Source organism: Desulfosarcina variabilis str. Montpellier (assembly GCF_048565275.1).
GTDB lineage: Bacteria > Desulfobacterota > Desulfobacteria > Desulfobacterales > Desulfosarcinaceae > Desulfosarcina > Desulfosarcina variabilis.
Map to the genome: position 1 here is coordinate 713,619 of NZ_CP159846.1, position 23,658 is coordinate 737,276.

Sequence of the window (23,658 nt, forward strand, 5' to 3'; positions counted from 1 at the left end):
CGTCGGCGTCAAGTCTCAAGCCGTTGCAGCAGAACTTTCTGGTCAGATCCAATATCATGTTTGCAATGTTCCATGACTTGGTAGTTCAAGCAGGCGATGCAAGGGGAAATGTCAAATGAGGGGTGTTCATGATTTCTTTTTTTCCCCATATATGCCGTCGAGCACTTTTTTCAAATAGCTTCCCTGGGTTTTAAGGATCTTTGAACCCCGGGTAATTTTGCAAAGGCTGATTTTGTGTTCGGCGGCAATTTTGCGTTGGGTTTTTCCTTCATATAGGTCTTTTAAAAGCTGCCAGCGCAGAGTGAGCGTGCCGATTTCGCTAGGGGTAAATATTTCCTGGAACAGGACTTCCATTTCCTGGGGGTCCTGGGTGCGGGCGAAAATATCGATTAGTTCCTTGGTGGTGCTGTCCATGAAGCGGCCTTTGGAGAAGCGGCTTTGCACCCGTTGCTGATTTAAGCAAAAAGGGCTTGATTTTGCCAGGTCCCCTTTATACGGTTAATATTCTATACCTGTTACTATGAATAGGAACATAGAGAAAAACGTTTGCAAAGGAAAGGGAAAAGTGAATGAAAAGGCTATGCCGAACGCTAATGATCGTATGGGTTGTCGCCGTTTTGAGTGGGGGTGCGGTACCCGCCCTGGCCGCGGATACGGTTTTTATCGGCGTTTCCAAGATTGTTGCCCATCCGGCATTGGACGCCATTGAAAAGGGCGTTCAGGAGGTGATCCGTGAATCCTACCCGGATGCCCGATTCGATCTGCAAAATGCCAATGGCGAAATGTCCACGGCATCCTCGATTGCCCAGAAGTTCAAATCCGAGGGCGTGAGCCTGGCGGTGGGTATCGCCACACCCACGGCCCAGGCATTGGTCAACACACTCAAGGATTGCCCGGTGATTTACAGTGCGGTCACCGATCCAGTGGGGGCGGGACTGGTCCACTCCACCGAAAAGGGGGAAGTCAACGTGACCGGCATCTCCGACATGACCCCGGTCAAGGCACAGATCGAGATGCTGAATCGAATCAAACCGATCAAAACCCTCGGGCACGTTTATGCCAGCAGTGAGGCCAACGCCGTGAGCCTGGCCACCATTGCCCGGGACGTATGCAAACAGATGGGCATCCGGTTCGTCGAAACCACGGTCTCCAACTCGGCCGAGGTCAAACAGGCCACCCAAACCATCGCCGGACGGGTGGACGGCATTTATATTTCCAACGACAATACCGTGGTTTCCGCCTTGGCCGCCGTGGCCAGCGTGGCTGCCAAGCACAAGATACCGGTCATGTCCGCCGACCCCAGCAGCGCCCAGACCACGCCGGTACTGGCCGCCTGGGGATTTGATTACTACAAGATGGGACGTGCCACGGGCCGGTTGGTGGTTCGTATCCTCAAGGGCGAGAAGCCGGAAGCCATCCCCACGATCTTCATGACCGATGCCAGTGATGTGGATCTGTTGATCAACCTGGACTTGGCCGATCAGCTGGGGCTGACGTTTCCCGATGATATCATCGCCACGGCCAAAACGATCATCAAGAACGGCAAGCTGAGTAAAAAATAGCCCTGTTCAATCCGGCAAAAAGGCGCAAAACCGCCATGCGTCGGCTTTTTGCCTTTTTCGCCGCCGGTAACCCCTCATCTTAGCGCCTGATCCAGACTTATCAAACAGGCGCTTACCCGAAGACGGATCCATCATGCTCGAAGGCATCTTTGTTGAAGGACTGATTTACGCCATCATGGCCCTGGGCGTGTTTTTCACCTTTCGAATTCTCGATTTTCCCGATCTTACCGTGGATGGCAGTTTCCCCATGGGGGCCGTGATCATGGCCGCCTCGCTGAGCGGTGGAATCGATCCGGTCACGGGGCTGCTGCTGGCATTTACCGGCGGGCTGCTGGCCGGCTTTGTCACCGCCACCATCCACAACCAACTCAAGGTGCCGCATCTGCTGGCCGGTATTCTCACCATGACCATGCTTTACTCGGTCAATATCCGTATTCTGGACAACCGCGCCAACCTGCCGCTGCTGCGCATGGATACAATCCTCACCCAGGTGACCGCCGCCACCCGAGGCGTCATTCCGGCGGACTGGACATCCCTGATTTTCTTCCTGCTGGTCGTTCTTTTGATCAAATTCGGCCTGGACCTTTTTTTTCACACGGACATGGGCTTGGTGTTCGGTGCCCTGGGCAACAACGAGCAGATGGTGCGCGTCCAAGGCGTCAATCCGGCTACCCTGAAGCTGATCGGCGTGGGGCTGTCCAACGGCCTGGTGGCCCTGTCCGGCGCCTTTGCGGCCCAGTACCAGGGCTTTGCCGACGTCAACCTGGGGCAGGGCATCGTGGTCTCGGGGCTGGCTTCGGTGATGCTGGGCGAGTTCATCATCAAGTCGAACCGCATCGGCCTTCTGACCCTGCGCGTGATCCTGGGGGCGATCCTCTTCAAGGCCATCATGTATCTGGGACGCTTTTACGGCTATACCATCAACATGACGCCCAATGACCTCAAGCTAATCGCCGGCATTTTGATCATCGCCTCCCTGGCGATCACCAACTACCGCCGTATCCGTGGCAAGGGAGGGACCGCCGCATGATTGAACTGGAGAAATTGAATTGCACCTTCTTTCCCGGTACGCCCAATGCCAAGACCGTCATCCGTGACCTGGACCTAACCGTTGCCGCCGGAGAATTCGTGACCATCATCGGCAGCAACGGTGCCGGCAAGACCACCTTGTTCAACCTGATTGCCGGCAGCCTGATGCCGACCGCAGGCCGCGTGCGGATCGACGCTGCGGATGTCACGGCCCAGCCCGAGTACAAGCGGGCCCGGACCATCGGGCGGATTTTCCAGGACCCCCTGGCCGGTACGGCGTCCAACATGACCCTGGAAGACAATATGATGATTACCTGCCGCAAGGGGTTCAAGTGGCCGGTGATCAGTCTCAACCGCCGGATGCGGGCCTATTTCCGCGAACAGCTGGTCGATTTGAAGATGGGCCTCGAATCGCGGATGAAGGAGAACGTCAGCACCCTGTCCGGCGGCCAGCGCCAGGCCCTGACCCTCCTGATGATGGTGCTCTCCAGACCGGCCATCGCCCTCCTGGACGAGCACACCGCCGCCCTGGACCCTCGTAATGCGGCCATTGTGATGGACCTGACGCGGCGTTTTGTCGATGAACACCGGCTGACGACCCTGATGATCACCCACAACATGAACCACGCCATCGCCTTCGGTTCCCGCCTGTTGATGATGGATGCCGGCGACGTAGTCATCGATGTTTCCGGAAAAGAAAAGCAGCGCCTCAGCGTGTCCCGGCTGCTCGAGATGTTCGCCGACGTTCGGCACAAGGCTTTCGAGAGCGATGCGGTGCTGCTTTCCGGGGCGGTTCGGGGCTGATTGATCGTGGATGGCCGTAACAGGGTGCCCGCATTTGGAATCTCTTTTCTATTTTTTCTGAATGCGATGGTGATGAATGTCAATCGTTCCGGTTGTTTTGGCCACCATCATTGGATATACTATAAAGGTATGGTTCTTCTATCTTGTTGGGTATTGGCTATCGATTATGGATCCGTCAGCCCCGCCAAACCGAAAAAGGGATATCTCATCGGAGTGGTTCCGCGCACTTGTGGAATCCGCATTGGATGGTATTGTGACCATGGACGACAAAGGACGGATTATTGCCTTCAATCCGGCGGCGGAAACCATTTTCGGTTATCGCAGTCAGCAGGTCACGGGGCACCTGGTTTCGGAGAAGCTCATCCCGCCGCATCTGCGCAGCAGCCATGAGAAGGGATTGGCTCATTTTCTTTCCACTGGGCGCAAGAAGATTATCGGGCGCCGGTTGAAGCTAACCGCCATGCGGGCGGATAAATCTGTTTTTCCTGTTGAACTTGAAGTGATTTCCGTCAGTCCTCAGACGGCGCCGGTGTTTATCGCCTATGTCCGTGACATTTCCGAGCGGGAAAAGTTTGAGACGGAGCTTCGCCAATACACGCTGACCATTAAAAAAACGCTCGTGCAGACCATTCTTGCCATATCCCGGACCGTAGAAATACGAGATCCTTTTACTGCCGGCCACCAGCGTCGGGTGGCCCATCTGGCCGCCACCATGGCGCAGGCGTTGCGCTTATCCCAGGAGCGTATCGAAGGCATTTTTCTGGGCGCCTTGATTCACGATATCGGTAAAATCGCCGTCCCTTCGGAAATTTTATCCCGTCCCGGAAAACTTCTCGATGAAGATGTCAAATATCTGAAAATTCATTGCCGCAAGGGATACGAGATCTTGAAGCCCGTCAATTTTCCATGGCCCGTGGCTGAAATCGCGTTTCAGCACCATGAGCATTTGGACGGGTCCGGGTATCCGCAGGGGTTGCAAAACGGAGAGATCTTGTTAGAGGCCCGTATCGTCTGCGTGGCGGATGTTGTGGAATCATTGACCGCCCATCGGCCGTATCGCCCCGCCTATAAGATTGAAGAGGCCCTGTCGCTGATCAACCAAAAGGCCGGCAAATGGTATGACCCACGTGTTGTCAATATTTGCACGCAACTTTTCGCAGGGGGATACTGCATCGATACAATCGATTTGGATGCGCTGACATGGTTGACCGCTACACCTTGAATGATCCTTCTGGATAGACCCTGTCGTTTGCAACAATCGGGAACATGTCAACAAACGGTAACGGCCAAGTCTACCGGTTGGTCGATAAGGGTTAGGAAGAAGCGCGAATCAGGATGGGTGGGATGGCCGTCGACCAGCATGGATTGGATATGACGCAGTAGCGTATCGTTATGGCGACCGACAATGCGCTCAAGGTCTGTTCCATCAATCCGAACCCCTCTTTGCAGAAGGAGGCCACCGATTTCCCTGGCCACCATGTTAAACAGCTTCACGCGGATCAGGCCGTCTGTCTGACTATGGCTGCCAGTTTGTGCGGACTGGCTAATATCCTTACGAAAGGCGGCGTACCACCCATCTTTGCGCATCGTGGCTCCCAAAAGACCGGGCATGGCGGCGCTCAGGGCCAGGACCGCGCCGTCCTGGATTACGGCCGTATCCACATTGTCGACCGGCCTGGCATTGAGAAACAAGGTCTGGATGCGCTGCTCGAGATATGTTTCGGGCAGTCCCAATTGACCGCAGAAGAAATCGCGGATACTGCAACCGGTGCGTACCGGGATGATCACACCTTTTTCAAGAAGTGGAAGAAAAAGCAATACGCCGGGTTCTTCGATTATCAGTCTAATGTCGTACACAATCGTTCCTTCCTCAGAGGCCATGGCCCATGGTGGGCATCAAAACAACCGGGGAGATCCGTAATGGATCTCCCCGCAGATTTCTAATGGACAGGTGCGATACCCTACCAGTTGTACAGCGTATCCAACTCTTCGTCCTTGACGCCAAATGTGACATTGTGCGGTGTCAGCGCTTCTTTCTTGAAGTATTCGGGCAGCCGATCGTCTTTGGCCGTGAACCCGGCGGCAATGTTGAACTCGCGCTCATTTTTCAGAATGGATTTGCCCAGGGCAGTGACATCATCGGCGGTCAGCGGCTGGCCGGTGAAAGCGCCGATCAGATCGACCAGGGCATTGAACGTATCGGGTTGGTCGAGGATGGCAAAGGCGATGAACAGGCACATGCCGGTGGCATCGATGGCTGCGGTGGCGATTTGCAGGTTGCGGGACAGTTCCACTTGGCCTTCCGGCTTTAGTGCGTCAACGCTGCCGCCCACACCCAGCAGGTTGGTGGCCACGGCGTAGCCGGCGGTATGGTCGGCGCCCATGGTCGAGGTGGCGTAGGTGACGCCGATTCCCTGTACGGCCCGCGGATCATAGGCCGGCATGGACTGGCGTTTGACCACGGGAACCCGCTCGACGCCGAAAACCTGGCCGGCTACCGCGGCACCATTGCCCAATATTCTTCCCAAGGGGGTGCCGTCACCGACTTCCTGAAGCAGGCGGATGGCGCCCTGGGCATCGCCGAATTCGGCCAGCCCGGCTTCCATGGCCACGCCGATGGTGGCGCCCATCTCAATGGTGTCCAGACCGAAATCATCATCCATGCGATCCAGCTGGGCCACGACATCCAGGTCGTCGATACCGCAGTTGCCGCCGTGGGCCCAAACGGTTTCGTACTCCGGCTGTTTGGTGACGTAGTTGCCGTCCTTGTCATAGAACGTCCCTGAGCACCGGATGACACAGCCCCGATGACAACCGTGGGTGGCTGATCCTTCGCCCCCGCGTTCGTTTTCCAGCGCTGCCTGGGCCTCGCCCGAGAGATTGGCCGCACCCTCAAACTGTCCCTTTTGGAAGTTGTTCGTGGGATAACCACCGGCTTCATTGACCACATTGGTGAGAACGTTGGTGCCGAAGGTGGGCAATCCCTCGCCGGTCACGGCGTGCTTGCGCAGCCCTTCGGCAAAGGCCTTGTTGGCCGCCTTGAACTTTTCCGGGTCGGCCGGCTTGCGCATGGAACACCCCGCATCATCCAGCACGATGGCCTTGATGCCTTTGGCGCCCATGACCGCCCCGACACCCCCGCGTCCGGCATGACGGGTCGGGCGCTGTTCCATGTCGGTGACCGCAATGGATGCGGCGCTCATTTTCATCTCACCGGCCTGTCCGATGGTAATAAAGGCCACCTTTTCACCATACTGGGCTGCCAGTTTCTCCACTGTGGCATAGTTGCCCTGTCCCTTGATATCAGCGGCCGATTCGATCTTCACGCCATCCTTATTAATAAGGACCTTATAGAGACTGTCGTCGGCGGGTTTGCCTTCGAGAATGATCGCGGCATATCCCAAGCGTCCCATCACCTGGGCGGCCTGGCCGCCGGCGTTGGCTTCTTTGATTCCGCCGGTGAGCGGGCTCTTGCAACCCACGGACAACCGGCCGGAGATGGCGGCGGCAGATCCGCTGAGCAGACCCGGAGCGATCACCAGTTTGTTGGCGTCTCCTAATGGATGGCAGGTGGGAGGGATTTCCGCAGCAATAACAGCCGATGTCATGGCCCGCCCGCCTAAACCGGCATAGGCCCCCAGGCTGTCCGTTTGAAAGCTCGGCCCTCCTGCCGTGCTCATGTTGATTCGCAAAATTTTTTCCATGGTGTTCCTCCTGTCCCATTAAGGCGATTTATGCCTTTGGGTGGTCATAGTAAATCTGTTTGTGCACTTATGTTAATTAAAACATTATGTGATGTAATTATTGGGAATCCTGGGTAATGTCAAGAAAAACAAAAAGTAATAAGTTATCTGTTTGGAGGAGGTATGTTGTTGATATAAGTAGGTTTTTATGCTTTTATGTTGGTCATATTTGATTTTTAAAATATCAAAGAAGCTATGGATCAAAAATAACTATAAGCGATGAAAAACAACAACCCGAAAACCACCGAAAGAAGATCATGACAGCGGTTTTCGGGTTGGAGGTCGTTCGTGCCCATCCACTTCGTGGATGAACACGCGTTAACCCTTGGGGCCTTAATGGGGACGACTAACCGTGGTTGCGCTCGAATGTTTTCATAAAGTCCACCAGGGTTTCGACCGCGGACAGGGGGGTCGGATTGTAAATTGATGCCCGGCATCCGCCCACACTGCGGTGACCTTTGAGTCCACCCAGCTTGTTTTGCATGGCTTCGGCCACAAAGGTTTTTTCCAGTTCTTCCGACGGCAACCGGAAGGTCACATTCATCAACGAGCGGCTGTTCTTTTCCGCTGTGCCGCGGTAGAATTCGCTCTGATCCATATAATCGTAAAGCAGGTCGGCTTTCTGGCGGTTCAATGCCGCCATTTTGTCCAGCCCGCCGATGGTTTCTTCGAGCCATTTCAGCACCAGCTGCACCGTATAGATGGAAAAACAAGGCGGTGTGTTGAACATGGAATTCTTTTCCGCAAACGTGGTGTAGCGCAGCATGGTCGGAATGGTTTGCGGGACGCGGGACAGCAAATCCTCACGAATGATCACCAGGCAGACACCGGCCGGCCCCATATTCTTTTGTGCGCCAGCATAGATCAACCCAAACTTTTCCATGTCCAGGGGCCGCGAGAAGATGTCGGAACTCATGTCTGAGACGATGGGTACCCCGCCTGTATCCGGGAACTCTGCCCACTGGGTGCCCTTGATGGTGTTGTTGGAGGTGATGTGGGCAAAGACGGCATTGGGGTTGAACGCAATCGATTCTGGAATATAGGAAAAATTCTGGTCTTCGGACGAGGCCACAACCTTGATGGACTTGCCCTGAATCTCGGCTTCCTTGATGGCTTTGGTCGACCATGTGCCGGTGTTCACATAATCGGCCGTGTCGCCGTCACCCAGAAAGTTCATGGGCACCATGCAAAATTGCAGGCTGGCACCGCCCTGAACAAAAAGTACGCGATATCGATCGTCCAGTTTGAAAATCCGTTTGACCCGTTCGACGGCATCGTTGATTACCTCATCGAACCACTTGGACCGGTGACTGATTTCGGTGATCGACATGCCGGAATCGGCAAAGTTGAGAAAAGACGCCTGAATTTCCTCCAATACCGGCAGGGGAAGGGCCGCCGGCCCGGCGTTGAAATTATAAATTCTGTCCGCTTTCATTTTACTAACCTCCATGTGAATAAGTCCCAAATGGTGCCGCCACACATTTTTTTAAGCGGACACCCATTACAAAGCATCCTATTTCTACAGATAGCAGCCCATCTGTCAACCGGTAAAATGAATTAATGAAGGGCAATCGCATTTGGATTGTTTTGATAATCCCAATCCCAATCTGGATCGGCATCGCTATCGAGATGAAACGATACATGGACAGACAGGCCTGATGGTCGCCGACTTTTAATCGATAAACAAGGGCACACTGTTATATGTTTTCGATTCCGAACCCGATAGCGATAGCGATGCCGAAGAACCTGACTTCCATGCGATTGCCCTGCATCTTATCCGGGTTCTATTGACAAATAGTGCTCAGCCACAATAATGAAGGCTACCCATTACGCAGAAAGGACATGATTTCATGCAGATTTATCACTATCCATCTCCTGCGGCCGAAAAAAAGATGAAATCCATCATCGACCGCACGATTGATTTCAGAAAAGCCGATGTTCAGACCGTGACCCAAATTCTGGGCGAGGTCAGGAAAAATGGTGATCAGGCCCTAGTTGAATACTGCCGGAAGTTCGATGCACCGCAGATGACCACGGATGCCCTGGCCGTCACACCTGAAGAAATGGCGGCTGCCAAGCAAAAAGTCGACCGGTCCTTCACGCGGGCGCTCAATCGCGCCGCCGCGCAAGTCGAACGCTTTCACCGCCAGCAGTTGCCCAAATCCTGGATTGATACCGGGCGTCCCGGCACGCTCGTAGGGCAGATGGTCCATCCGGTGGATGCGGCCGGCATCTACGTGCCGGGCGCCAAGGGGGGCACCACCCCGTTGGTTTCCTCCGTACTGATGGGCGCGATTCCTGCCAAGATCGCCGGTGTGTCCAACATCGTCATGGTAACACCACCCACGGCGGACGGGACCGTGGCGCCCCATCTTCTGGTGGCCGCCAGCAAAGCCGGGGTCGATGCCGTATATAAAGTGGGCAGTGCCTGGGCCATTGCAGCGCTGGCCTACGGCACCCAGACTATCCCCCAAGTCAATGTGATTGTCGGTCCCGGAAATATCTTTGTGACCCTGGCCAAAAAGATGGTGGCCGGTACGGTGGGCATCGATATGATCGCCGGGCCCAGTGAAATTCTCGTTATTGCCGACAACACCGCCGATCCGGATTTTACTGCCGCCGATCTTCTCAGCCAAGCCGAGCACGATCCCCTGGCCTCGGCAGTTCTGGTCACCGATTCCCCGCAACTGGCCGAAGCGGTAGCCGAGGCGGTCAAGACACAGCTGGCGGCCTTGTCCCGAGCGGACATTGCATCCCAGAGCTGGCGTGACTTTGGCGCCATTATGGTCGTAGACGACCTGGATGCCGCCATTTCGCTGGCCAATCAAATCGCTCCTGAACATCTGGAGCTGCAAGTCGCCGATCCCATGGACCTGGCCCCGCGGCTTCATAACGCGGGGGCCATATTTTTAGGGCACTATACGCCGGAGCCGGTAGGAGATTATGTGGCCGGTCCCAACCATGTGCTTCCCACAGCCGGTACGGCGCGTTTTTCTTCCGCCTTGTCGGTAGATAATTTCATGAAAAAGACAAGCCTGATTCAATATTCACCGGCGGCGTTTAAAAAAGAGGCCCGGGATATCATCTGCCTGGCCAATGTCGAAGGGCTGGGTGCCCACGCCAATGCCATCCAGGTGCGTTTGGATAAAACCGCTTCCACACAAAAAGGCTGAAAACGGATATGGAAACGATCGACTTGCGTTCGGATACCATTACCCGGCCGACGCCGGCCATGAGAAAAGCCATGGCCGAGGCCGAGGTAGGGGATGACGTGTTTAAGGAAGACCCCACGGTCAATCGACTGGAAGCAATGGCGGCCCAGCGCATGGGGAAACCCGCCGCGCTACTGGTCGCTTCCGGAACCATGGGAAACTTGGTGGCCCAGCTAGCCCACTGCGGCCGCGGCGATGAAACCTTGTTGGGGGACCAGTCGCATGTCTTCTTTTACGAGCAGGGCAGTGCATCCGCTCTGGGGGGCATTCACCCCAGGACCCTTGCCAACAATCCGGACGGCACCATTGCTTTGGAGAAGATCGAGGCGGCCATTCGCCCCGACGATGTGCATTTTCCTTCATCGCGACTGGTTATTCTCGAAAATACCCACAATCGTTGCCAGGGCACGCCGTTGTCACTGGACTACACGGCGGCCGTGGGTGACCTGGCCAGACGGCATGGGTTGAAACTGCACATTGACGGGGCCCGCATTTTCAATGCGGCCGTGGCGCTGGGCATGAATACGGACCAACTGGTGGCTGCGGCAGATTCGGTGACCTTTTGTTTGAGTAAAGGACTGGCCGCCCCCGTGGGGTCGATCGTCTGCGGGAATGAAGCATTTATCGCCCGGGCCAGGAGAGTTCGCAAATCGCTTGGCGGCGGCATGCGCCAAGCCGGCATCATTGCCGCGGCTGGTTTGGTGGCGCTCAGCGAGATGGTCGATCGGCTGGCCGAGGATCATGCCAATGCCCGGACCCTGGCCTTAGGGCTTTCCCAGATACCCGGCTTGCGGATTGATCCCGATGCGGTCACCACCAATATCGTTTACGTTGAGGTGGAGAAAAAAGGCCTGTCCGCCCCGGCCTTGGCTGCCGATCTTCAGGCCGAAGGCGTACGTGTACTACCCACGGCACCCCATCAGATCAGAGCCGTGCTGCATTATCATATTACCCGTGCCCAGGTAGATCGGGCATTGGCGATATTCAGCCGCCTCATGTCGAACTGATACCTTGTTGATGAAATCGGGGAAAACGATCTTCTGCACCACCCTGCTACTTTGCAGACCTTTTCGAGATGGGTAGAAAAGATGCTTTCAACACTTGGTGACTTCCAGAATGTCTCTTTGAAAAGCTTTTTTTTGTATAAATAACAATAGGTAGTGTTCTTGCTAACGTCCTGTCTCGGGTTGGCTCAGGCAGAAAAAGGCAGCCTGCGGGTTCTCATGAACCATACCGGCTGCCTTTTCAACATCATGACGAGGATCATCAGACAGCGTCTCTTAACTTCTTCCCCGGTTTGAACTTTACAACGTTGGCAGCTTTGATCTTAATGGCTTCGCCGGTTTGCGGATTGCGTCCCTTGCGAGCTTTGCGCCGCACTTTCATGAAGGTGCCAAATCCTACCAAGGTCACTTTACCGTCTTTTTTCTTCAGCGCCTTGCCCACATTGGTGGTAAATGAGTCCAATGCAGCGGACGCCGCGACTTTGGTAATGCCGGCATCCAAAGCCATTTTCTCAACCAATTCAGCCTTAGTCATCATTTCCTCCTTGTAAAATGGGTGTAAACAGTCGACCAAATACTTACGCTTATAATTCGGCATTACAGCAATTTTGAAACCGTGTCAACAGCGAAACCGCATGAAACAAGGGTTTGTGGGAAGAAAATGCATTTTAATGCTTAAAACTACGCTGTTTGGTGTAGACCATGGCCACATTTGCCTCGTTGCAGGCCTCAATCGACTGGTAGTCATTGTTCGAACCACCGGGTTGAACCACTGCGCTGATGCCTTCGCGGATGCCCACATCCACCCCGTCCCGGAAGGGAAAGAAGGCGTCGCTGACCATGGATGCGCCGATCAGCCCGCCTTTCTCATCCGCCACGCGGGCATCGATTTCGGCCTTGCGATCCTTGTCCGTCAGATCGTTGTAGGGAATCTGCCAGGCCTCGAAACAGTAGCGGTCGGCCAATTTACGGTAAGCCTTGTCACGGGCGATTTCCGCTACGCCGACACGATCCTGTTCACCGGTGCCGATACCCACGGTGGCCAGGTCCTTGACATAAAGAACCGAATTGGACGTGACGCCTGACTCGACCAGCCAACCGAAAAGTAAATCCTCGTACTCCTTATCGGTGGGCATACGCTTGGTTTCATAGACTTTTCCGTCAACTTCACAGCGGGCCGGTTCAAGGTCTGCGCGCGACCGGGCCTGGGGGACAAAGGACCACTGGGCGATGATGCCGCCGTCGATCAGGCTCTTGAATTCAACACAGCGTTTGCCGACGAATTCCTGCAATCGCTCAATATTGCCGATACGGATGATGCGCAGGTTCTTTTTACGGGAGAAGATGTCCATTACCCCTGACTCGAAGTCCGGTGCCACGACCACTTCTGCGTACTGGTTGCAGACGGCTTCGGCGGTGGCTTTATCCACGCTGCGGTTGAGGGCGATACAGCCGCCAAAGGCCGCCACCCGATCCGCCAGGTTGGCTTTGACGTAGGCGTTTTCCAGGCTGTCGGCCTGGGCGACGCCGCACGGGTTGTTGTGTTTGACAATCACTGCAGTGGGCCGGTTGGTAAAATAGCGCAGGATGTTGAGAGAATTGTCGGCGTCGGTCAGGTTGGTTTTCCCCGGATGCTTGCCGGACTGAAGCAGTTCGATGTCCGAGGCCAGATACTGGCCGGGCTGAATCGTTTCGGTTTCACCCAATATCAGATTGCCGTTGACCATCCGGTACAAGGCCGCTTCCTGACCGGGATTCTCACCGTAACGCAAGCCCTTTTGAACGCCGTCGATGGTCCAGGTCACCTTTTCATAAAACAGGGTCTGGCGCTTCTCCTGGTCTACGAAACTGACCTCCATTTGGGGGGGGAAGTGGTCATCCATGATGGTGCGGTACATCTTTTTCAGATCATCAGCCATAATACTGCTCCTTTGGTCAGTTCAAGGTGCAAATCAATACGCGTGAAAGCGCTGGTTTCACGCGCTGCACAGTAAGCTTGATAGTGTTCGTTGACAGTAAAAACGCATCTACCCATGGGGTGTTCATTCTGGTTAGAGGCATTTCTCAGAATGTGTAGGCGTTTTTGACCGCTTCAACGTCGGTATCGGCCAGATATCTGGCGATGGCCGTATCGTAGGCGGCCGTGTGATCGAAGGCTTTGCAGGCCAGCCGGTAGCGCAGGTCGAGGGATATGCTGCCATTGCCGGCGGCCATCTCATCGGCAATGCGACCATAGTCGTCCGGGTCAACGACCGATGCCACGCGGATGAAATTCTTGGCCGACGCACGGATCATACAGGGGCCACCGATATCGATGTTGCCACGGGCGTTTTCCGGCGTAATGCCGGCTTTGGCGATGGTTTCCCGAAATGGGTAGAGGTTGACTACAACCATATCGATGGGCAAGCTGTCGGTTCGTTTCAGATCGGCCTGGTGTGCGTCGTTGTACGTTTCGGTGAGAAGTCCAAGATAGATTTTAAAGTCCAGGGTTTTGACCAGCCCGCCCTGGGTTTCCGGTTGACCGGTGTAGTCGGAAACCTGGGTGAGACATCCTGCCGCCTGATCCCCCAGAATCTCTTTTAGTTTGGCGAAGGTGCCCCCGGTGGAAAAAATCCGCGTGTCCGGATTGGCGGCCAGCAGCCGGGGAACAAATGTCTCGAGCCCGCTTTTATCAGACACACTGATCAGCACGTGGTTGATTTTGACTTGATTGTCAATTTTTTCTACAACGTTCATTGTCATTCGTTTTTACCTTTCTCCTTTATATTCTTCCAGAAAGCGGTTGAAAAAATCGGTCATGAATCGATGTCGCGTATCGGCCAACCGGCGGCCGGTGGGGGTGAGGATGCGTTCCCGGATTCTGGACAGCTTGACCACGTATTCACGATATCCCGTATCATTGACGGAGTAGGCCGGTGATTGGGCAACATCCACCTCCGGGCTGTGCAATCGGGCGCCCAGTTCCCCGGCGAACAAAAAGGCCCGGGCCACCCCGATGGCGCCGATGGCATCCAACTTGTCCGCATCAAAGAGCACTTTTGCTTCCAGTGTTCGGGGACCTTCCCCCCGGCGGAAGCGATGGGCGGCAATGCAGTGGATGATATTCTTCCGGCGGTTGGCGTCAAGGGGCATCTCGGATAGTATTTCCCGGGCCATGATGGCACCGGTCTCGGCATGGCAGCGTTTGCCGTCAGTGCGGTCCTGATCGGCGCGGCCGATGTCATGCAGGTATGCGGCGGCTTCGACGACCAGCAAATCCGCGCCTTCGGCGATGCCGATGCGCCGACACAGGCGATGCACGCGCAAGGTATGGTCCCAGTCATGGCTTCCTCGAACCTGAGAAAAGTGGCCCCGGGCCTGTTCGCGAATATGGGACAACAGGGGCAGAGCGTCGTCCGGCAAGGGGGCCGCGGCATAGGTACGGCAGGGGCGATGGGTCATGAATGGTTTACCGTCCTTTGATCGTCTACCGGCAAAAGCCGGCGCAGCGGATCACTGCGTTGATGTTGGGTCGAAAATTACCGGTTGCTTGGCCGTTTTGGGTCATTCAAAGGCCATGACACCTTCCCATCGTTGATACTCCGTGTCGGTGGGCAGACCAAGCGATGCGATCAAAGCGATAATCTCCGGGTCGTTGAACCGCAGGTAGGGGTTGACCGCTCGCTCATCATCCAACGTGGAGAAAACATGACGTTTGTCGTAACGGGCAGCAACGGCATCAATGGCTGGATTGTCCGGTGTCAGGTGGCGCGCAAAGGCCAATGACGCCTCGACATAGTCATGGCCGGCGTAGATGCGCGTGGAGCCGGGGTAACCCATCAGCATCCGGATGGAATGATAAAATGCGTTCAGATCTTCCGAGAAACAATAGCCCACCGTGCCGTTGAACAAGGTGTCGCCGGTAACCAGAAAACCGTCGGCGGCAAAGGTGACCGAATCTTCGGTATGGCCCGGTGTGCGGCGGACGATCACCGCTTCACCGCCCAGATCAATCGTCTGTTGGTCGGCAAACCGGTGGTGATCGAGAAAGGTGGCAGCGGATGCCGCAACCAATCGCTGGGTGCCCGCCGTGTGATCTTCGTGACCATGGGTATTGGTCACGGCGGTAAGGGATAGGCCGTGTTGGGTAACATAGGCAAGTATTTCATCCACGGCGCCGCCGTCGATGGCCAACGCTTTTGCATTGGCAACCAACAGATACCCCAGATTGTCGCCACCATAAAAAAATTGTTTGATTTTCATTCGTTTGTTTTACGCAGATCAAGTGGAAGAATGATACGACTTGCTGCAATCGGCATGTCCATGATGCGTTTGCCAGTCGTGCGATTAGATTAAATGTTCACCGTCGCCAAGTCAACAGTTGGTCGACCCGTTTTGGCATGTCTTTGATATTGATTGGGTCAACATTGGCCGGACGGCAAGGTGAATAATGAAAAATCAAATATAATATTAAAAGGTAAGGCGCATCACCGGGCAGCCTTGAGAAATCGTCGGGGCCCTGAGCGAGGCAGTGATGGGCCAGGACTGCGGTCAGGCGGATTTGAGACTACCCTCCACTTTCCTCCACCATTATTGGCATCCCATTCGCTGGTATTTAACTTTCAAAAATTATTAGTAAAATTTTGTATTCAGGCTTTAATTTTCCCTTGACACCTTGTAAATTTTATATTTTTATTTATTATAAGTGGATCAAAGTGGATGAAAATGGTGACCAATGTTCCGAGGCAGCTCATTTCATACCATTGATAAAAAAGGGCGGATTATTATACCGTCCCGTTTTCGGGATATCATTGCAAATACCGGCCAGGATTTGATCATGATTACGCGTATGGATAGCTGCCTTTTTGCCTATTGTATGGATGAGTGGACCGAAATTGAAAATAAAATACTTCATCTTCCCCAAAAAAGCGACTTCATGCGTCGTTTTCAGCGCATTTTCATCGGAAGCTGCCAGGAATGCAAATGTGACGCCCAAGGGCGGGTGCTGATTCCACCAGCCCTGAAAAAATACGCCGAACTGGATAAAGAGATCGTATTGGTCGGCGTGATCGACCGTTTCGAAATCTGGTCCAAGCAAAAGTGGGATCACGAAAACGAACAAATGGATATTGATCTGGGCGATGAGCAGGTACGGCAGGAGATTGCCCAACTGGGGCTTTAACGCATGTCAGTCTATCATGTCACCGCCATGCGCGACCAAGCGGTGGCAATGCTGGCGTGCCAGCCGGGCAAAATCATTGTGGATGGCACCTTGGGAGGATGCGGTCACGCCCGGCTGATCTGTGAACAAATTGTCCCTGGCGGGACCTTCATCGGTATCGATCAGGACCAGGATGCCATTGATCAAGCCCATCGCGTGCTTCCCATCGGTGTTCCCTGGATCCACATTGTCCACGGCAATTTTGTGGACCTTCCGTTGTATCTTTCACAACTAGGCATTGATGCCGTGGACGGCATTCTTATCGATATCGGACTTTCCCTGCATCAGATAGAAGCCAGTGGGCGCGGGTTCAGTTTTAACCGTGACGAGCCGTTAGACATGCGCATGGATGCGCGTAATGCGACAACCGCAGCCGACATGGTCGCATCCATGAGTGAGCGGGAACTGGCGACGGTCTTCAGCCGATATGGCGAAGAACGTTGGGCGATGCGCATCGCCCGCCACTTGGTGGCAACACGTAAGGTGACACCGATCACCACCAGCGGTCAATTGGCCCGGCTGGTGGTCGAGGCGGTTCCGGCCGCAGCAAGGCGTCGGAAAATTCACCCGGCCACCAAGGTGTTTATGGCGTTGCGCATTGCGGTAAACCGGGAGCTGGATGTGCTCGACCGTTTCCTGGAAACGGCCGTGGATCTGCTTAACCCCGGTGGGCGCCTGTGCGTGCTGGCTTTTCATTCGCTGGAAGACCGGATTGTCAAACGCCGGTTCCGGACCATGGAACGACCGTGTACCTGTCCACCGTCGTTTCCCCAATGTGTCTGTGGGCGGCGTCCCACGGTCAAGGTGTTGACCCGCAAAGTGGTCCGGCCATCAGCGAAAGAGATTCAGCGCAACCCCATGGCACGCAGTACGCGGCTGAGAGGGGTGGAGAAATTATAATGATTGGATTGGTCAGTGCCCCGCCCCATCAGCGGGCCGGGCAGAGCGAAAAAAAGGTCATGGGCGCGAAGAATAGAAAGGTGCCGCCGCCCAGAAAAACCCATACCGGTCTTTGGATCATACTCATGGTCTTCTTGTTCGCTGAAGCCCTGCTGTATGCCTGGTGCCGGGTGCAATGCGTCAATGCCGGCTACGGCATCGATCATGAAATGCGCAGACAAGAGGCGCTGCTCAAGCAGTGTAATTCGTTGAATATTGAAATGGCCCGGCTCAAGTCGCCGGAACGGATCGAAGCCATTGCCCGAACACGGCTGGGGCTGGTGATGCCGGATTCTCATCAAAGGGTAATGTTACCATGACCACTACCTCCATTCATCGAACACGGCTAAGGGCTGGCATCGTCGGCATTCTGTTTACGATTGTGCTGCTCGTTATCAGTGCCCAGGCAATCCGCTTGCATGTGTTCGAGGGCGCCTGGCTTTCCGAACGGGCCGCCAGGGAATACGAACGCAATATGGTGGTCGAAGGCAAACGCGGGGCCATCACCGATCGCAACGGTAACCCCCTTGCCGTCAGCATTGAAAGCCCTTCCATTGCCGCCTATCCCCGTCGGATCAAGGATCGTCAGGGGACCGCGGCACAGCTGGCCCAGGTGTTGGGGCAACCCGCCGACAGCATCGATGAAAAGTTGAATCCCAAGCGATCGTTTGTCTGGATCAAGCGGCAGGCGTCGCCCAAGCAGGCGGATCAAGTGAAGGCCCTGGCCCTTGACGGTATCGATTTCATTCCCGAGCATACCCGTGTCTATCCAGGCAAAACCCTGGCCGCCCAACTGGTGGGGTTTTCCGGTATTGACGGCCATGGATTGGAGGGCATGGAGTTTTACTTTGATGCCACCTTGAAAGGCACGCAAAAGGAAATCACGGTTCTTGAAGATGCCTTGGGACGCCGTTTTGAAGGGGCTGAAATACCGGCCCATCTGGGACAGGGCAACAGCGTCGTACTCACGATCGACCGCGCCATCCAGCATATTGCCCAGAAAGCGCTGGAAGCGTCGGTCTCTGAATTTGAAGCGGCATCCGGTATGGCCGTGGTCATGGCGCCGGCGACCGGTGAGGTGCTGGCCCTGGCGCACTATCCTTTTTATAATCCCAATCGCTACGGGCAGTTCGACCGAGAATTATGGCGCAACCGGGCCATGACCGATTCATTCGAACCCGGTTCGACGATGAAGATGTTCAGTGTGGCGGCTGCCATTGATAGCGGGACCTGTTCCCCGTCGACCATTTTTTATTGTGAAAACGGTGAGTATCGTATCGGCCGCAACATCATCCATGACACCAAGTCCCATGGATGGCTGTCCCTGCAGCAGATTGTGAAGTACTCGAGCAATATCGGCTCGGTCAAAATGGCTCAAAAGCTGGGGGCTCAGCAATTGTATGCCTACCTGAGCGCTTTCGGTTTCGGTCAGCGCTCCGGCATCTCCTGTCCTGGAGAAACGTCCGGTAGTCTGAGCGCGTTCAATACCTGGTCGACCATCGACACCGGGGCCATTTCCTTTGGGCAGGGGGTTTCTGTTTCGGCCATCCAGCTGATCACGGCGGCATCGGCCATCGCCAATGGCGGCGTACTCATGAAGCCGCTCTTGGTCAAGGCCATCGTTGATCGCAACGGCCAGGCGGTTGCAGCGTTTTCTCCTGAAACGGTGCGGCGCGTGATTTCCCCACAAACCGCGGCCACCATGCGACAAATTTTAAAATCCGTGATCAGCGAAGGGGGGACCGGTGTCAATGCCGCGCTCAAAGGATACACCGTGGGGGGCAAAACCGGCACGGCCCAGAAAATTGACAAAAGCGGTACCTATGCCAAAGGGAAATACCTTGCCTCCTTTTTGGGGTTTGCTCCGGTGGACCAGCCGGAATTGGCCATTCTGGTGGTTGTGGACGAGCCCAAAAAAAAGGACTACGGCGGCATTGTGGCTGCACCGGCGTTCCGCCAGATCGCCCTGGAAACCTTAAGTTATCTCAACATCCCACCGGGACCCGACGCCGACCGGTTGCGCGTGTCCCGGGGAAACCGAGCCAACGGATGAAACTTTCAGTGCTCATGAAAACCTTAAGCGGCATCGTCACCGACCAGCGGTATGCGGATGCCGACCCGGAGGTTACCGCCCTGTGTTATGATTCGCGGCGGGTCGTTCCCGGCGCCTTGTTTGTGGCCGTCGCGGGGTTTTCCGTGGATGGGCACCGGTTCATTCCCGATGCTGTGGACCGGGGTGCTGTGGCCGTGGTGTGCGGCAAGCCGGTCCAGGCCGATGTGGCGGTGGTCCAGGTCAGCGATCCGCGAGCCGCGTTGGCCAGGTTGGCCGTACAATTTTACTTCCGCCCCGCCGACCAGATGACACTGGTGGGGGTGACCGGTACCAGTGGCAAGACCACGGTTACCTATTTATTGGAAGGTATCCTGGAAAAGGCCGGCTACCGGCCCGGGGTGGTGGGAACAATCAATTACCGGTACGCCGGAAAGGTTTTTGACAACCCGGTGACCACGCCCGAATCCGCTGATTTGCAGCATATTTTCCGGCAGATGGTCAATCTTGGCACCACCCATGCGGTCATGGAGGTCTCTTCGCATGCCCTGGATCTGTCGCGGGTTGACGGATGCCGTTTCGATCTGGCCGTGTTCACCAACCTGAGTCACGATCATTTGGATTATCACAAGGATATTGAGGACTATTGGCGCTGCAAGCGCCGGCTGTTCGTCGATTATCTCAAGCCGGCCGACCGCCGGCAGGCGGTGCGTGCCGTGGTCAATGCGGATGATCCCAAGGGCAGGCTGCTGGCAGAGATATTGGGGGCGGCGGCTTTGCGCAGTGCGGCCAAAGGCGTTGGTGACATCACCATCCAACAGGCAACACGGGATTTAACGGGGCTGCGCGGTATTATTCGCACACCCCGGGGCGATATTGAATTTAATTCTCCGCTGGTGGGGGATTTCAATCTGGACAATATTCTCAGTGCCACGGGGGCGGCCCTGGCCCTTGGCATCGCGCCGGCCGCCATCGCCGCCGGTATCCATGCCAGCGGGTGCGTGCCCGGGCGCCTGGAACGGATCATGGAGGGCGGCGAGCGCTTCGTTTTCGTGGATTACTCCCACAAACCGGACGCCCTGGACAATGCCCTGGGCGCCCTTCGTAAACTCACCCGCGGCCGCCTGATTACCGTGTTTGGCTGCGGTGGGGACCGTGATCCCAGTAAACGGCCGGTGATGGGAGAAATCGCCGCCCGGCTCAGTGATCTGACGGTGGTGACCTCGGACAATCCCCGTTCGGAAGATCCGCTTGCCATTATCGACCAGGTGGAAGCCGGGGTGCGCAAGGCCGGCGGGCAGCGAATAAAGATCGGTGAAATACAGCGTTCCCGTCAGGGCAGCGAATACCTGGTGGAACCGGACCGGCGGGCCGCCATCCGGCTGGCTATTAAGGCCGCCCACGAAGGCGATGCCGTGCTGATTGCCGGCAAGGGGCATGAGACGTATCAGATCCTGGCCGATCGGACGATCCACTTCGACGACCGGGAAGTGGCTCGCGAGATTTTAGCCGATATGCACAGCACCGGAGGGCCGCCATCATGACGCCTTATGCATGGACAGCGGCGGACATTTTGCAAGCCACCGGCGGGACCCTTTTATCCGGGGCGCCTGAGACGGCATTTAGCAGTATCGGCATTGATTCGCGCAGCATTGTCGCGGGTCAGCTTTTTGTGGCCATTGCCGGTGAAACCCATGACGGGCATCGTTTTGTGACCGATGTGCTGGGTCGCGGGGTGGCCGGCGTGGTGGTGGATGCCGCCCAGTTGGGGCGGTTGCCCGTGGATCAGATGACGGCCCACGGCCGGGTATGTGTGAGTGTGAACGATACCACACGGGCGCTGGGAGACATGGCACGCTTCAACCGCCGGCGGGGAGCGCTTGCGGTTCTGGCCGTGACCGGGTCCAATGGCAAAACATCGACCCGTACGCTGATGGAAACGGTTGTCGGTCAGCAGTTGACGACCCTGGCCACCACCGGCAACCTGAACAACCACATCGGGCTGCCCCTGACCCTGTTCCGGCTTGCACCGGATCACCAGGCGGCGGTACTGGAACTGGGCATGAATCACCCGGGAGAGATCCTTTACCTGGGCGGCATCTGCGAGCCGGATGTGGGCGTGATCACCAATGTGGGACCGGCTCATCTGGAGGGGCTGGGCAGCCTTGCCAATGTTGCCCGCGCCAAGGCAGAACTGCTGGCCACCATCCGGGCCGGCGGCACGGCTGTTTTAAACGCCGATGATCCGTTGGTGGCGGCCATGGCCGATGGGTTCGCGCACCGGGTGGTCTATTACGGTACCACCGCAAAAGCTCAGGTACGAGCTGAGAATATCGTGCTCACCGATGCGGGAACGGCTTTTACCTTGATCACACCGTCCGGCAGCCTTCCCGTAACCCTGGCCACGCCGGCCCGCGTGATGGTATTCAATGCCCTGGCCGCGGCAGCCGTCGGTGAGGTCGTGGGGATTGCCCTGGATCGGATCAAGACCGGGTTGGAGGCCTTTGTCCCCCAGGCCGGACGCATGGGCATTCGCACATTAGGCCGGGACATCCGGCTCGTGGACGACAGCTACAACGCCAACCCCGCCTCCATGGCGGCCGCCATCGAGACCCTGGCCCGCATGGGCGGCCAGCGCCGAACCATTGCCGTTTTGGGGGATATGCTGGAATTGGGCGACCAGGCCGAGGCACTGCACCGACAAATCGGCCGGGCCGTGGGTGATCACCGGATTAACCGGCTCTATGTGACCGGTGCGTTTGCACAGGATGTGGCCGACGGGGCCCGGCAGGGCGGCATGGCCCCGGATCGAATCGTCAGCGACGCTAAACCCGCCCTTACCGATCAGCTCGCAGCGGATCTTGAGACCGGCGATATCGTGCTGGTCAAAGGCTCGCGGGGAATGGCCATGGAGACCGTGGTTGAGGCCGTTTGCGATTGGGCGGACGACAAATAATTTTTTCCATGCCGGCAGGCACACTGGCCGATGGCGTTCGTATATATAAATAAGGAATCATCGATACCTCATGATCTATCACCTTTTATACCCGCTGCATACCAGTGTGGCGGTGTTCAATGTGTTCCGATACATTACTTTTCGGACCATTTATGCCAGTCTGACGGCATTTTTGATCTGTTTTTTCCTGGGGCCCTGGGTGATCCGCCGGCTTTCCATGTTGCAGGTGGGGCAGTATATCCGCGAGGACGGTCCTCAGGATCATCAAAAAAAGGCCGGCACACCGACCATGGGCGGTGTACTGATCATTTTTGCCGTGGTCGGATCCACCTTGCTGTGGGGCGATCTGACCAATCCCTATGTGTGGATCACCCTTTTGGCGACCCTTGGATTCGGGACGATCGGGTTCGTCGATGACTACCTGATGCAGGTGAAAAAACGCAACTTAGGGTTGACCGCCCGTCAGAAACTGCTCCTGCAGGTGATTCTGGCGCTTCTGGTGGGGGCTTTGGCCTTTTGGGTGCCTGATTTCTCAACCCAGATCAGTGTCCCTTTTTTCAAACGGCTGACGCCTGACCCGGGATGGGGATATATCTTTTTTGCGGCGTTTGTCATCGTTGGTGCGTCCAACGCTGTCAATCTGACCGATGGTCTGGATGGCCTGGCCATCGGACCGGTCGCGGTGGCTGCCGGAACCTACATGATTTTTGCCTATGCGGCCGGCCATGCGCGCATTGCCGAGTACTTGCAAATCACACCGGTGGCGGGTTGCGGAGAAATCACCGTTTACTGCGGGGCCCTGGTCGGTGCGGGCATGGGATTTTTATGGTTCAATGCCTATCCGGCGCAAGTGTTCATGGGCGATGTGGGATCGCTTTCCATGGGGGCCTCACTGGGCACCGTGGCCGTGATCACCAAGCAGGAAATTCTCCTGGTCCTGGTGGGCGGCTTGTTTGTGATCGAGGCGCTGTCGGTGATTTTTCAGGTGGGCTTTTTCAAAATGACCAAAGGACGGCGTATCTTCCGCATGGCGCCATTGCATCATCATTTTGAATTAAAGGGGTGGCCGGAGCCCAAGGTCATTGTCCGTTTCTGGATTATCGCCATTGCCCTGGCGTTGATCTCCATGAGTACATTGAAACTGCGCTAACGGTAGGGG

The 23,658-nt window shown here is 56.0% G+C and carries 22 protein-coding genes; 13 read left to right on the plus strand and 9 right to left on the minus strand.

Annotated features, from left to right (window positions below; genetic code table 11):
- Nucleotides 1-126: 126 nt before the first annotated feature.
- Nucleotides 127-414: a Trp family transcriptional regulator gene (locus Dvar_RS03220; protein WP_419660291.1), complete on the minus strand. Its 288-nt coding sequence runs from the start codon at nucleotides 412-414 to the stop codon at nucleotides 127-129.
- A gap of 155 nt (nucleotides 415-569) precedes the next feature.
- On the opposite strand from Dvar_RS03220, the gene Dvar_RS03225 reads away from it, so the two are divergent.
- The 4 genes from Dvar_RS03225 to Dvar_RS03240 all read left to right on the plus strand — a co-directional run bounded on the left by Dvar_RS03225 (nucleotide 570) and on the right by Dvar_RS03240 (nucleotide 4,617).
- Entirely contained in the window at nucleotides 570-1,562 is a 993-nt protein-coding gene (locus tag Dvar_RS03225) for an ABC transporter substrate-binding protein (RefSeq protein ID WP_419660292.1), read from the plus strand.
- Between the two features lie 133 nt (nucleotides 1,563-1,695).
- Complete coding sequence (locus Dvar_RS03230) at nucleotides 1,696-2,592, plus strand: ABC transporter permease (protein ID WP_419660293.1); 897 nt, start codon at nucleotides 1,696-1,698, stop codon at nucleotides 2,590-2,592.
- Entirely contained in the window at nucleotides 2,589-3,395 is an 807-nt protein-coding gene (locus Dvar_RS03235; protein WP_419660294.1) for an ABC transporter ATP-binding protein, read from the plus strand. Before Dvar_RS03230 ends, Dvar_RS03235 begins: the two co-directional genes overlap by 4 nt.
- A 166-nt stretch (nucleotides 3,396-3,561) precedes the next feature.
- The gene (locus Dvar_RS03240) at nucleotides 3,562-4,617 is read left to right on the plus strand and encodes an HD domain-containing phosphohydrolase (RefSeq protein ID WP_419660295.1); all 1,056 of its coding nucleotides are present in this window, start codon (nucleotides 3,562-3,564) and stop codon (nucleotides 4,615-4,617) included.
- Nucleotides 4,618-4,664: 47 nt separating this feature from the next.
- Here the strand turns inward: Dvar_RS03240 and Dvar_RS03245 are convergent, their stop codons facing one another.
- The 3 genes from Dvar_RS03245 to serC all read right to left on the minus strand — a co-directional run bounded on the left by Dvar_RS03245 (nucleotide 4,665) and on the right by serC (nucleotide 8,573).
- Nucleotides 4,665-5,252, minus strand: a complete 588-nt coding sequence (locus tag Dvar_RS03245) for a hypothetical protein (RefSeq protein WP_419660296.1) — start codon at nucleotides 5,250-5,252, stop codon at nucleotides 4,665-4,667.
- 104 nt (nucleotides 5,253-5,356) lie between these two features.
- Nucleotides 5,357-7,099 (minus strand): aldehyde ferredoxin oxidoreductase family protein, encoded by a 1,743-nt coding sequence (locus Dvar_RS03250; RefSeq protein ID WP_419660297.1) that lies wholly within the window; start codon nucleotides 7,097-7,099, stop codon nucleotides 5,357-5,359.
- 385 nt (nucleotides 7,100-7,484) lie between these two features.
- Nucleotides 7,485-8,573, minus strand: coding sequence for a 3-phosphoserine/phosphohydroxythreonine transaminase (serC, locus tag Dvar_RS03255; protein WP_419660298.1), 1,089 nt, complete (start codon nucleotides 8,571-8,573; stop codon nucleotides 7,485-7,487).
- Nucleotides 8,574-8,988: 415 nt separating this feature from the next.
- On the opposite strand from serC, the gene hisD reads away from it, so the two are divergent.
- Both hisD and ltaE read left to right on the plus strand, forming a co-directional pair.
- On the plus strand, nucleotides 8,989-10,311 hold the full coding sequence (hisD, locus tag Dvar_RS03260; RefSeq protein ID WP_419660299.1) for a histidinol dehydrogenase: 1,323 nt from the start codon (nucleotides 8,989-8,991) through the stop codon (nucleotides 10,309-10,311).
- A gap of 8 nt (nucleotides 10,312-10,319) precedes the next feature.
- Complete coding sequence (gene ltaE, locus Dvar_RS03265; protein ID WP_419660300.1) at nucleotides 10,320-11,357, plus strand: low-specificity L-threonine aldolase; 1,038 nt, start codon at nucleotides 10,320-10,322, stop codon at nucleotides 11,355-11,357.
- A gap of 259 nt (nucleotides 11,358-11,616) precedes the next feature.
- On the opposite strand, the gene Dvar_RS03270 is transcribed toward ltaE, so the two are convergent.
- The 5 genes from Dvar_RS03270 to Dvar_RS03290 form a co-directional block, all read right to left on the minus strand.
- Nucleotides 11,617-11,889 carry an HU family DNA-binding protein gene (locus Dvar_RS03270; RefSeq protein WP_419664062.1) on the minus strand — a complete coding sequence of 91 codons (273 nt, stop codon included), beginning with the start codon at nucleotides 11,887-11,889 and terminating at the stop codon, nucleotides 11,617-11,619.
- 133 nt (nucleotides 11,890-12,022) lie between these two features.
- Nucleotides 12,023-13,273 (minus strand): IMP cyclohydrolase, encoded by a 1,251-nt coding sequence (locus Dvar_RS03275; protein ID WP_419660301.1) that lies wholly within the window; start codon nucleotides 13,271-13,273, stop codon nucleotides 12,023-12,025.
- Nucleotides 13,274-13,418: 145 nt separating this feature from the next.
- Nucleotides 13,419-14,096, minus strand: a complete 678-nt coding sequence (locus tag Dvar_RS03280) for a hypothetical protein (RefSeq protein ID WP_419660302.1) — start codon at nucleotides 14,094-14,096, stop codon at nucleotides 13,419-13,421.
- Nucleotides 14,097-14,102: 6 nt separating this feature from the next.
- Nucleotides 14,103-14,795: an HD domain-containing protein gene (locus Dvar_RS03285; RefSeq protein WP_419660303.1), complete on the minus strand. Its 693-nt coding sequence runs from the start codon at nucleotides 14,793-14,795 to the stop codon at nucleotides 14,103-14,105.
- 102 nt (nucleotides 14,796-14,897) lie between these two features.
- Nucleotides 14,898-15,596, minus strand: a complete 699-nt coding sequence (locus Dvar_RS03290) for a hydroxyacylglutathione hydrolase C-terminal domain-containing protein (RefSeq protein WP_419660304.1) — start codon at nucleotides 15,594-15,596, stop codon at nucleotides 14,898-14,900.
- 472 nt (nucleotides 15,597-16,068) lie between these two features.
- Here Dvar_RS03290 and mraZ point away from each other — a divergent pair, with 472 nt between their 5' ends.
- The 7 genes from mraZ (at nucleotide 16,069) to mraY (ending at nucleotide 23,649) form a co-directional block, all read left to right on the plus strand.
- Nucleotides 16,069-16,515 carry a division/cell wall cluster transcriptional repressor MraZ gene (mraZ, locus tag Dvar_RS03295; RefSeq protein ID WP_419660305.1) on the plus strand — a complete coding sequence of 149 codons (447 nt, stop codon included), beginning with the start codon at nucleotides 16,069-16,071 and terminating at the stop codon, nucleotides 16,513-16,515.
- Between the two features lie 3 nt (nucleotides 16,516-16,518).
- A complete protein-coding gene (gene rsmH / locus Dvar_RS03300) occupies nucleotides 16,519-17,454 on the plus strand; it encodes a 16S rRNA (cytosine(1402)-N(4))-methyltransferase RsmH (protein ID WP_419660306.1) in 936 nt (311 codons plus the stop codon).
- Complete coding sequence (locus Dvar_RS03305; RefSeq protein ID WP_419660307.1) at nucleotides 17,454-17,813, plus strand: cell division protein FtsL; 360 nt, start codon at nucleotides 17,454-17,456, stop codon at nucleotides 17,811-17,813. Before rsmH ends, Dvar_RS03305 begins: the two co-directional genes overlap by 1 nt.
- A complete protein-coding gene (locus tag Dvar_RS03310; protein WP_419660308.1) occupies nucleotides 17,810-19,546 on the plus strand; it encodes a peptidoglycan D,D-transpeptidase FtsI family protein in 1,737 nt (578 codons plus the stop codon). The genes Dvar_RS03305 and Dvar_RS03310 overlap by 4 nt, the downstream gene beginning before the upstream one ends.
- A complete protein-coding gene (locus Dvar_RS03315; RefSeq protein WP_419660309.1) occupies nucleotides 19,543-21,087 on the plus strand; it encodes a UDP-N-acetylmuramoyl-L-alanyl-D-glutamate--2,6-diaminopimelate ligase in 1,545 nt (514 codons plus the stop codon). The genes Dvar_RS03310 and Dvar_RS03315 overlap by 4 nt, the downstream gene beginning before the upstream one ends.
- Complete coding sequence (locus tag Dvar_RS03320) at nucleotides 21,084-22,499, plus strand: UDP-N-acetylmuramoyl-tripeptide--D-alanyl-D-alanine ligase (protein WP_419660310.1); 1,416 nt, start codon at nucleotides 21,084-21,086, stop codon at nucleotides 22,497-22,499. The genes Dvar_RS03315 and Dvar_RS03320 overlap by 4 nt, the downstream gene beginning before the upstream one ends.
- Before the next feature lie 70 nt (nucleotides 22,500-22,569).
- Entirely contained in the window at nucleotides 22,570-23,649 is a 1,080-nt protein-coding gene (gene mraY, locus Dvar_RS03325; protein WP_419660311.1) for a phospho-N-acetylmuramoyl-pentapeptide-transferase, read from the plus strand.
- Nucleotides 23,650-23,658 lie beyond the last annotated feature (9 nt).